Origin of the sequence: uncultured Azohydromonas sp. (assembly GCF_937926365.1) — a bacterium.
Taxonomy (GTDB): Bacteria; Pseudomonadota; Gammaproteobacteria; order Burkholderiales; family Burkholderiaceae_C; genus Azohydromonas.
In genome coordinates this window covers 1-9,716 of the sequence record NZ_CALAOH010000010.1, presented here as the reverse complement: position 1 = coordinate 9,716, position 9,716 = coordinate 1, and the positions used below count along the sequence as shown (strand labels likewise).

General features: G+C 70.0%; 13 protein-coding genes. 2 read left to right on the top strand and 11 right to left on the bottom strand.

Annotated features, from left to right (window positions below):
* Together Q0741_RS00740 and Q0741_RS00735 are read right to left on the bottom strand one after the other, a co-directional pair.
* A partial coding sequence (locus Q0741_RS00740; RefSeq protein ID WP_298231290.1) for an Hpt domain-containing protein occupies positions 1-447 on the bottom strand: 447 nt, incomplete at its 3' end.
* A gap of 34 nt (positions 448-481) precedes the next feature.
* Positions 482-844 carry a response regulator gene (locus Q0741_RS00735; RefSeq protein ID WP_029001121.1) on the bottom strand — a complete coding sequence of 121 codons (363 nt, stop codon included), beginning with the start codon at positions 842-844 and terminating at the stop codon, positions 482-484.
* Between the two features lie 247 nt (positions 845-1,091).
* Here Q0741_RS00735 and Q0741_RS00730 point away from each other — a divergent pair, with 247 nt between their 5' ends.
* Both Q0741_RS00730 and Q0741_RS00725 read left to right on the top strand, forming a co-directional pair.
* On the top strand, positions 1,092-2,207 hold the full coding sequence (locus Q0741_RS00730) for an ATP-binding protein (protein ID WP_298231289.1): 1,116 nt from the start codon (positions 1,092-1,094) through the stop codon (positions 2,205-2,207).
* Positions 2,204-2,839: a response regulator transcription factor gene (locus tag Q0741_RS00725; RefSeq protein ID WP_298231288.1), complete on the top strand. Its 636-nt coding sequence runs from the start codon at positions 2,204-2,206 to the stop codon at positions 2,837-2,839. The genes Q0741_RS00730 and Q0741_RS00725 overlap by 4 nt, the downstream gene beginning before the upstream one ends.
* Positions 2,840-2,922: 83 nt before the next feature.
* Here the strand turns inward: Q0741_RS00725 and Q0741_RS00720 are convergent, their stop codons facing one another.
* The 9 genes from Q0741_RS00720 to Q0741_RS00680 all read right to left on the bottom strand — a co-directional run.
* Positions 2,923-4,053, bottom strand: coding sequence for a trypsin-like serine protease (locus Q0741_RS00720; protein WP_298231287.1), 1,131 nt, complete (start codon positions 4,051-4,053; stop codon positions 2,923-2,925).
* A gap of 198 nt (positions 4,054-4,251) precedes the next feature.
* Entirely contained in the window at positions 4,252-5,013 is a 762-nt protein-coding gene (fliR, locus tag Q0741_RS00715; protein WP_298231286.1) for a flagellar biosynthetic protein FliR, read from the bottom strand.
* Between the two features lie 7 nt (positions 5,014-5,020).
* Positions 5,021-5,290 (bottom strand): flagellar biosynthesis protein FliQ, encoded by a 270-nt coding sequence (gene fliQ / locus Q0741_RS00710; RefSeq protein ID WP_298231285.1) that lies wholly within the window; start codon positions 5,288-5,290, stop codon positions 5,021-5,023.
* Positions 5,291-5,361: 71 nt separating this feature from the next.
* A complete protein-coding gene (fliP, locus tag Q0741_RS00705) occupies positions 5,362-6,141 on the bottom strand; it encodes a flagellar type III secretion system pore protein FliP (protein WP_298231284.1) in 780 nt (259 codons plus the stop codon).
* Between the two features lie 13 nt (positions 6,142-6,154).
* Positions 6,155-6,502 carry a flagellar biosynthetic protein FliO gene (fliO, locus tag Q0741_RS00700; protein ID WP_298231283.1) on the bottom strand — a complete coding sequence of 116 codons (348 nt, stop codon included), beginning with the start codon at positions 6,500-6,502 and terminating at the stop codon, positions 6,155-6,157.
* A gap of 210 nt (positions 6,503-6,712) precedes the next feature.
* Positions 6,713-7,162 (bottom strand): flagellar motor switch protein FliN, encoded by a 450-nt coding sequence (gene fliN / locus Q0741_RS00695; protein ID WP_298231282.1) that lies wholly within the window; start codon positions 7,160-7,162, stop codon positions 6,713-6,715.
* Complete coding sequence (gene fliM, locus Q0741_RS00690; protein WP_298231281.1) at positions 7,152-8,159, bottom strand: flagellar motor switch protein FliM; 1,008 nt, start codon at positions 8,157-8,159, stop codon at positions 7,152-7,154. Before fliM ends, fliN begins: the two co-directional genes overlap by 11 nt.
* Before the next feature lie 7 nt (positions 8,160-8,166).
* The gene (gene fliL / locus Q0741_RS00685; RefSeq protein ID WP_298231280.1) at positions 8,167-8,688 is read right to left on the bottom strand and encodes a flagellar basal body-associated FliL family protein; all 522 of its coding nucleotides are present in this window, start codon (positions 8,686-8,688) and stop codon (positions 8,167-8,169) included.
* A 300-nt stretch (positions 8,689-8,988) separates the two neighbouring features.
* A partial coding sequence (locus Q0741_RS00680; protein ID WP_298231279.1) for a flagellar hook-length control protein FliK occupies positions 8,989-9,716 on the bottom strand: 728 nt, incomplete at its 5' end.

The window sequence follows — 9,716 nt, the reverse complement described above, 5'->3', positions numbered from 1 at the left end:
CGCGGCGCTGCGTGGCGGGGCGGGGCGGCCCTCGGCCAGGGCGCGGATGCGCGTGCACAGGTCGGCGGTTTCCACGGGGTCGCCCGCGCCGCCGGCTTCGTGGCGGGCGAGCTGCGCGCGCAGCGCGTCGCCCGACTCCAGCAGCACGTCCACCATGGCGCTGTCCGGCGTGAGCTCGTGGCGGCGCAGCCGGTCCAGCAGCGTCTCCATCTGGTGCGTGAGCTCGGCCACGTCGTTGAAGCCGAAGGTGGCCGCACCGCCCTTGACGGAGTGCGCGCAACGGAAGATGGCGTTGAGGGCTTCGTCGTCGGCGGCGGCCAGGTCCACTTCCAGAAGCATCTGCTCCATGCGCTCCAGGTTCTCCAGCGCCTCCTCGAAGAAGACTTGGTAGAACTGGCTCAGGTCGATGCCTGCGGAAAACTGGCTATCGGAAGTCGGTTCGGCCATGCGGGGCTCTCTCTGGGCGTCTGCGAACGGGGCGTCAGCGGATGACCTTGCCGATCACCTCGATCAGCTTGGCGGGGTCGAAGGGCTTCACCATCCAGCCGGTGGCGCCGGCGGCGCGGCCGGCCTGCTTCATCTCGTCGCTGGACTCGGTGGTGAGGATCAGGATCGGCGTGCGGGCGAACTTGGGATGGCCGCGCAGCTTGCGGGTCAGCGTGATGCCGTCCATGCGCGGCATGTTCTGGTCGGTGAGCACCAGATCGAAGTCGCGGCTGTCGGCTTTCTCCCAAGCGTCCATACCGTCCACCGCTTCGACCACGTGAAAGCCGGCGTTCTTCAGCGTGAAGGACACCATCTGGCGCATCGAGGTCGAGTCGTCGACGGCAAGAATCGAAGGCATGCGTTGTTTCTCCAGGGCAGGCTGGACGGTCTATCGGCGCGCGGGCAGAGGACTTGAGGCGCTTGAGCCCGGCAATTGCGAGCAATGCCCCAAGCAGTGGCGCGCGCCGCGTCCAAATTCACGGCGCGGCCGGGTAGGGCAGGTCCCGGCCGCCGCGATTCTTGGGCCACGCCCGGTCCTGCGGTGCCCGGATGACAAGGCGCAAGCCGGTCCAATTCCACCCTTACGGGCTGCGATACTTCCCCGCATGACTTCCCGTCCCCTGCGCGTGCTGCACATCGAGGATGCCGAGCTCGACCACGAGCTGGCGCTGGCGCACCTGCGCCGCGGCGGACAGGAGGTGCAGACGCTGCGCGTGGAGACCGAGGCCGACTATCGGCACGCGCTGCACGCGCAGCCCTGGGACGTGGTGCTGTCGGACTTCAACCTGCCCCACGGCTTCACGGGGCTGCAGGCGCTGGAGATCCTCATGCACAGCGGCCTGGTGCTGCCGTTCATCCTGGTGTCGGGCGCCATCGGCGAGGACGTGGCGGTGCAGGCCATGCGCCACGGCGCCAGCGACTACCTGCTCAAGAACAACCTGGCGCGGCTGGCGCCGGCGGTGGACAACGCCATCGAGGCCGCCGAGATGCGCCGCGCCAAGCGCGACGCCGACGAGCGGCTGGCGCAGTCGCAGCAGCAGCTGCGCGAGCTGGCGCAGCACCTGCAGGCCAGCGTGGAGGCCGAGCGCGTGGCCATCGCGCGCGAGATCCACGACGACGTGGGTGGCTCGCTCACGGCGTTGCGCTTCGAGCTGGCGTGGCTGGAGCGCCACAACGCCGACCCCGAGGCGCGGCAGCACCTGCACGCCGCGCGCGAGAGCCTCACCCACGCCATCGAGGCCAGCAAGCGGATCATGCAGAACCTGCGCCCGGCCATCCTGGAGCAGGGCCTGGTGGCGGCGCTGCAGTGGATGGCGCAGAGCTTCCGCCGCCGCAGCGGCATCGACTGCGTGCTGCGCACCAGCCATGACAGCCTGCAGCTGCCCGCGGGCGTGCCGCTGGTGGCCTACCGCACGGCGCAGGAGGCGCTGACCAACATCCTCAAGCACGCCCAGGCCAGGCAAGTGGTGGTGGAGCTGTCGCTGGGCGCGGGCGTGCTGTCGCTGGAGATCAGCGACGACGGCCGCGGCCTGAGCCGCGAGGACCTGGCCAAGGCGCAGAGCTTTGGCATCCGCGGACTGCGCGAGCGCGCCGGCACCGTGGGCGGCTGGATCGACCTCAGCAGCCGCCCGGGCGGGGGGACCACGCTCATCCTGTCCATTCCACTGGCCGCCGAGGGCGGCGATGCTGCGTCCGAGAACGCGGCATGGGGGGCTTCATGATCAAGGTGATTCTCTGTGACGACCACGCGCTGATCCGGCGCGGCATCCGCGACACGCTCTCCGACTCGCCCGACATCGAGGTCGTGGGCGAGGCCGCCGACTACGGCGAGCTGCGCGCCCTCATGCGCAACACCGCCTGCGACGTGCTGGTGCTCGACATCAACCTGCCCGGGCGCAGCGGCCTGGATGTGCTGCACGCGCTCAAGGACGAGGGCAGCCCGGTGCGCGTGCTCATCGTGAGCATGTATCCCGAGGACCAGTACGCCATCCGCGCGCTGCGCGCCGGCGCCTACGGCTACGTCAACAAGGGCGGTGACCCGCAGCAGATCGTGCAGGCCGTGCGCACCGTGGCGCAGGGGCGCAAGAACGTCACGCCCGAGATCGCGCACATGCTCATCGAGAGCCTGACCACCCCGGCGGCGGAGCAGGCGCACGAGAAGCTCTCCGACCGCGAGCTGCAGACGCTGGTGATGATCGCCTCGGGCAAGCGGCTGTCGGACATCGCCGAGGAGCTCATGCTCAGCCCCAAGACCGTGAGCGTCTACCGCGCCCGCGTGCTGGAGAAGCTGGGCCTGTCCAACAACTCCGAGCTCACCGTCTACGCCATCCGCAACGGGCTGGTGGGGCAGTAGGGCAACAAAAAAAGGGCGGCCGCGTGGCCGCCCTGGTCTCCCCTCCTTGCTGTACGTGACGGGCCCGGCGTTCCGGGCCGCGCTCAACAGGCCCAGGCGAACTTGCCGCAGGCCGTCTTGTAGAGGTTGGCGAAGTTGGCGTTGAACTGCGAGCCGCCCTGCACCTGCGGCCCCGCCGAGATGTAGCCCCAGGACACCACGCCGGTGACGCGGTTGGCGCCGTTGTCCTGCGTGGAGGCTGACAGGCCCGCGTAGTCCTGGCGGAAGTTCAGCACCACCGGGCCGCCGCTGGAGCCGCCGGTCATGTCCGAGCCCCAGATGCCGTTGTTGGTGCCGCCGTCGTTGACCATGCTGTCCACCCGGTGCATCTGCGTGCCGCCGTCGAGGTTGGCGGGGTAGCCCAGCACCGTCATGTGGCGCCCGATCATGGCCGGGTACTGCATGCCCAGGGTGCCGGTGTAGTCGCCCACGCGCTTGCCCGCGCCGTCGCGGTTGAACACCAGCAGCGCCCAGTCGCCGACGTTGGGCACCGCGCCGCCGCCGTTGGCCCAGGCGGCGGTGGTGGTCACGTGCGCCCAGTTGCTCCAGGTGCCGAAGGGACGCGTCTCGGTGGCGCCGACCCGGCTGTAGCCGGGCACGAAGGTGAAGCTGTTGTAGAAGCCCGCGACGCCGCCGCTGCCGCGGTGCACGCAGTGGCCGGCGGTGAGCACCAGGCCCGGGCGCAGCACCGAGGCCGTGCAGATGTAGGAGTTGCCCGCGCCGTCCTTGAAGAACAGCTTGCCCACGGCGCTGCTGGGGTAGGTGCGGTCCTGCTGGCGCGGGTAGGTGCGGGTGGAGGTGAAGTGGATCTTGCCGGTGCCCACCGCCCGGGGCGTGACCTCGCCTTGCGGCGCCAGCGCCAGCGCCGCGGCGCCGATCTCGCGCCGGGTCATCAGGCCGCGCGCGTCGGCCACGGGGCGCTTGGCCGGCAGGTCCAGCACCACGGCGCGCTCCTGGGCCGCGGTGGCGGCGGCGTTGTAGTCGAAGGCGGAAGCCGCCAGGAAGCTGACCTTGGGCATGGGCGACTTGGCGCTCACCAGCTCCGCATCGCTGAGCTCGGCCGCCTGCGCCCTCGCGCCGGAGGACAGGGACAGCGGCTGCGCCTGGGCCAGCGGGGGGCTGGCCAGGGCGGCCAGGCTGGCGGCGGTCAGGGCGGCGGCGGAGACAGCGTTCATGGAGCGACCTCGGTGTGTGGGCTGGCGGTTGGGAGGCGTCCGGCGGCTTCGAGCGCTTGAAGTCGTCGTTGCGTACCGAACTGGCCACAAATCTAGGCACCGGCGCCTGGCGGCGCGTCCCTCCGGGGAGCGGCTGCGGCGGGGGCGTGCCGCCGGGGGGCAGGATGGAACGCGGCTTGCCGAGGCGCCGCGCCCGCGTCACTGGAAGTGCGACAGCATGCGCTCCAGCGCCGCCACGAAGGGCTGCTCCAGCAGCGGCAGCGTTGCCAGGATGCCCAGCAGCCCCATGCCCAGCGTGATCGGGAAGCCCACCGCGAACACGTTCATCTGCGAGGCCACGCGCGAGATCAGGCCCAGCACCAGATTGACGAACAGCAGCATCGTGATCAGCGGCAGCGCCAGCCACAGGCCCAGCGTGAAGATCTCCGCGCCCCAGGTCTGCGGCTGCAACTGCTGCAGCACCGCCAGCGGCTGTTCGCTCACCGGGAAGGACTCGAAGCTGCGCACCAGCGCCGCCAGCACCACCAGGTGGCCGTTGATCACGATGTAGAGCCACGCCGCCAGGGTGCCGAACAGCCGTCCCGTGACCGTGCCCTGCGTGGCGCTGGCCGGGTCGAAGAAGCCCGCGTAGTTCAGCCCCATCTGCAGGCCCATCACCTCGCCGGCGAACTCCACCGCCGCGAACACCATGCGCGCGGCCAGGCCCAGCGTCACGCCCACCACCAGCTGCTGCGCCACCAGCTCGAAGGCCACCGGGCTGTCCAGCGCCACCACGGGCATGGGCGGCAGCACCGCCTGCATCGCCAGCGCCAGCAGCAGTGCCAGGCCCACGCGCACGCGTATGGGCACCATGCGCGTGCCCAGCACCGGCATGGACGACAGCAGCGCCAGCGCGCGCAGCAGCGGCCACAGCAGCGGCGACAGCCACGCCATCAGCTGGGCTTCGGTGAAGGTGATCACGCCGCCATCACCCCACCGCGCCCGGAATCGACTGCAGCGTGCGCTGCAGGAACTCCACCAGCGTCGTCATGATCCAGGGCCCCGCGATGGCCAGCACCGCCACCGCCGCGATGATCTTGGGCACGAAGGACAGCGTGGGCTCGTTGATCTGCGTGGCCGCCTGCAGCACGCTCACCACGATGCCCACGCCCAGGATCACCAGCAGGATCGGCGCGCACACCAGCAGCAGCGTGAACAGGGCCTGTTGCCCCACCGTGAAGACTTGGGTCGCGTCCATCGTTGTGTTCTCAATAAAGAGTCGGCTCCGTTCGCCCTGGGCTCGTCGAAGGGCTCAGGGCGAACGGGAAGTCATTGCGCGAACGAGGCCGCCAGCGAGCCCAGCAGCAGGTTCCAGCCGTCGGCCAGCACGAACAGCATGAGCTTGAAGGGCAGCGCCACCAGCACGGGGCTGAGCATCATCATCCCCAGGCTCATGAGCACGCTGGCCACGACCATGTCGATGATCAGGAAGGGAATGAACACCAGGAAGCCGATCTGGAACGCGCTTTTGAGCTCGCTGGTGACGAAGGCCGGCACCAGCACCTTGAGCGGCAGCTGCGCCGGCGTGGTCTGCTCCGGCAGCCGTGCCATGCGGGAGAACATCTGCACGTCGCTCTGGCGCGTCTGCTTGAGCATGAAGGCGCGCAGCGGCTCCTGGCCGCGCTCCAGCGCCTGCTCGGCCGTGATCTGCCCGGCGGCGTAGGGCTGCCAGGCCTGCTCGTAGATGCGGTCCAGCGTCGGGCCCATGACGAAGAAGGTCAGGAACAGGCTCAGCGCCACGATGACCTGGTTGGGCGGCGTGGTCTGCGTGCCCATGGCCTGGCGCAGCAGCCCCAGCACGATGACGATGCGGGTGAAGGCCGTCATCAGCAGCAGCACCGCTGGCAGGAAGCTCAGCGCGGTGAAGAACAGCAGCGTCTGCACCGGCACCGAGTAGCTGGTGCCGCCCGCGCCCTGGCCCACGAGCAGCGGCAGCGTGCCCGCGCCGCCTTGCTGCTGCGCCAGCGCGGGCAGCGCGGCGGCGCCCAGCAGCAGCAGCGCGGCGGCACGGGGCGCGCGGCCGCGCCTGGGGAAGAGGAAGGCTTTCATGGTCTGGGGGAGCTCAGTCGCGGCGCGCGCGCAGCTGCTGGCGCAGCGCCTGCGCGAAGGAGGGCGCCGCCGCGCCGGGCGCGGCGGTGGCGGGATCGGGGTCCTGCGGCGCCATGGTGTGCAGCGTGCTGATGTGCTGCGCCGTCACGCCCAGCACCAGCCAGCGCCGCTGCTCGCCGCTGCCCACCTCCACCGTCACCAGGCGCTGGCCCGGGGCCAGCGGCAGCACCGCCACGGTGCGCATCACGCCGGCGGCTTGCGCGCCCGGCGCCAGCGGCGAGCGCTTGAGCAGCCACAGCGCCAGCGGGATGAGCGCCAGCACGGCCAGGAACCACAGCAGTGGCATCCATCCGGTGTTCATCGGCTAATTGCTTTCGTTGCGCCGTCAGTCGGCCTGGAGCCCAACGATCCGTCATGCCCGCGCAGGCGGGCATCCACGAGCTCCGGGAGGCTGCGTCGGGAAGGTGGAAGGGAGGCGGAAAAGGCCGGCGTATCGGCGCGCGTGGATGCCCGCCTTCGCGGGCATGACGGCGGTTCCTTTGCCGCCGATGCCTGCTGGGTGCGAACGGCCTCAAGTCCGGCTGAGCCGGCGCACGCGCTCGCTGGGCGTGACGATGTCGGTGAGGCGGATGCCGAACTTGTCGTTGACCACCACCACCTCGCCCTGGGCGATGAGGTAGCCGTTGACCAGCACGTCCATGGGCTCGCCGGCCATGGCCTCCAGCTCCACCACCGAGCCCTGTGCGAGCTGCAGGATGTGCTTGATCGGGATCCTCGTGCGGCCCAGCTCCACGGTGAGCTGCACCGGGATGTCGAGGATCATGTTGATGTCGTTGATCCCCGTCGGGTCGGCCGCCTCGGCCGCGCCGAAGTCCGTGAAGGACGCGGCCTTCACGGATTGCAACGGCGAGGTTTCGGCCTCGGCGACGGCGGCCGTGTCGGAGCGGGCCTCGGCCAGTGCGGCCTCCCACTCGGCGGCCATGCGGTCCTCGTCGGACATCTGTCCTGGTTCAACTGCCATGATGGTTCTCTCCGATCCAGCTCAGCGTGGAGCTGGAGATCAGTCGTTCGACTTTGATGGCGTACTTGCCGTTGCGCGTGCCGCAATGCGCTTCCAGCACCGGCACGCCGTCCACCTTGGCCTGTACCAGCGGCAGCTGGTCGAGCTCGATGAAATCGCCCACCTTGAGCGACAGCAATTGCTCGACGGTGGCCGGCGCGTGCGCGAGCTCGGCCACGAGTTCCACTTCCGCGGCCTGCAGCTGCGTCTTGAGCAGGTTCACCCAGCGCCGGTCCGGCTCGGTGGAGTCGCCCTGCACCGAGGAGTACAGCACGTCGCGGATGGGCTCCAGCGTGGAGTATGGGATGCAGAAGTGGATCGAGCCCGCGGTGGTGCCGATCTCCAGCGTGAAGCTCGTGGCCACGACGATCTCGCTGGGCGTGGCGATGTTGGCGAACTGCGGCTGCATCTCCGAGCGCTGGTACTCCAGCTCCAGCGGGTAGATCCCGCCCCACGCCTTCTTGTACTCGCCGATGATGACTTCCAGCAGCCGCGTGATGACGCGGTGCTCGGTGGGGCTGAAGTCGCGGCCCTCGATGCGGGTGTGGAAGCGCCCGGTGCCGCCGAAGAGCGCATCGATCACGGCGAACACCAGGTTGGGCTCGCACACGATCAGCCCCGAGCCGCGCAGCGGCCGCACCGAGACGATGTTGATGTTGGTGGGCACCACGATTTCGCGCAGGAAGGCGCTGTACTTCTGCACCTTGATGCCGCCGATGGCCACCTCGGGGCTCTTGCGCATGAAGTTGAACAACCCCACGCGCACGTTGCGCGCGAAACGCTCGTTGATGATCTCCATCGTGGGCATGCGCCCACGCACGATGCGTTCCTGGCTCGCGATGTCGTAGGTGCGTACCGCACCGCTTGGAGTGTCTTCCTGTTCGAGCTTCTGGCTCTCGCCGGTGATGCCCTGCAGGAGCGCATCGACCTCGTCCTGGGAGAGGAACTGCTGGCTCATCGCCTTGTCACTGCACGATGAAGGTGGAGAAGTGCACCGCCTTGATCGGCAGCCGTGCCCACTTGGCTTGCCTGAAGCTGCCCGAAGGCTCCTCGTCGAGCAGCTCCTCGACCTTGACGCTGTGGCCCAGCGGACGCAGTGCCTGCGCACGGATCTCCGCGGCCAGGCGGCGCTTGCCCACGGGCTCGCGCACGGCATCCGAGGTCTTGTTCGTCAATACCAGCAGGATGTTGTTGCGGATCACGGGCATGAAGGCCTTGATCTGCTCCGCGGCCTTGGGGTCCACCACTTCCAGCGTCACGCCCACCTGGATGAAGCGGTCGCTGTCGCGGTCGGCGAGGTTGGCGGTGAAAGTTTCCAGTTGCACGAACACGGGGGCGCTCTTGGCGTCATAGGCGCCGGGCTTGGCTTGGTGCTCTGCCTCGAACTCGGCGTCCTCCTCGTCCACCGGCACGACCGAGCGGCTGGCGACCAGTGCCGCGGTTCCGAGCAGCAGCAGCAGGACCGCCATGATGAGAACGATCTTCATGCGGCCCTTCTTCAGTGAGGCTCCGAGGGCAGCGATGGCAGCGGACATTCAGGCTCCAGTGGAGGGGTTCCGGGCAGCCGCCCGGCAAGGTATCTGCCGCGAATTATTCGGGCCGGCGACCGGTGGCGAAGGCGGAAATAGCAGGGCAAAACGGCAGCTTAACGGGCGGGCGCCGGTGGCTCGCGGCACGTCGGGCGCCCGAGCGGCAGGATTTCATGCATGCCGCCACGGCGGCTTGAGCGATGTCAGGCGAGGCCGGAGTCCGGACCCGGACCCGGGTCCGAGGCACCGCCGGCTGCTTCAGGCATACAGGTCGACCGTGCCGCGCCCGCGTCCACCCTGCACCGCGGGGGCTGCCACCGGCGGCGCCATGGCTGCACCGGCGTGCGCACCTTCGGCCGGCGCGAACGCCTGCGCCCGGCTGCCCGGCGTGCCGCTGTCCTGGCCGGCGTTGCCGCCGCTGCCGGTTTGGCGCTCGGAGACGCCGCCGCCGGTGAGCGTGATGCCGCTTTCCTGCAGCGCCGCCGCCAGTGTGGGCAGGCTTTCCTGCAGTGCCGCGCGCGTGGCGGCCAGGTCGGCACCGAATTCCACATGCGCCTGCTGTCCCTCCAGCGCGATGTGCACCGACACCGGCCCCATCTCGGCCGGGTTGAGTTCCAGCCGCGCGTGGCCGATGCCGTCGTGCACCAGCATGCGCACTTGTGCGCCCAGTGCCGGCGCGAAGGCCGGCGTGCCTACAGGCGCGGTGATGTGGGCTTGGTAAGGCAGCGTGGAGGCGGTGGATGCCGCCGGTTGTGTGGCGGCGGCCGGCGCGCTCGCCACCCCGGTCACGGCCAGCGGTGGCACGGTGGGTGCCGGCGCACCGGCCTGCAGCCCGGGACCCGGGATGGACGTCTCGAACGCGGGCGTTGCGGTGCCGGCCAGGGCCCCGGTGGCGTCCGTGCGGGAGGCGCGGGCCGGCGTTTCGGCCGTCCGGGCGGCGGTGCGCAGGCCGTGCGCCGGGGCATCGCGGCCCGACGCGGCCAGCC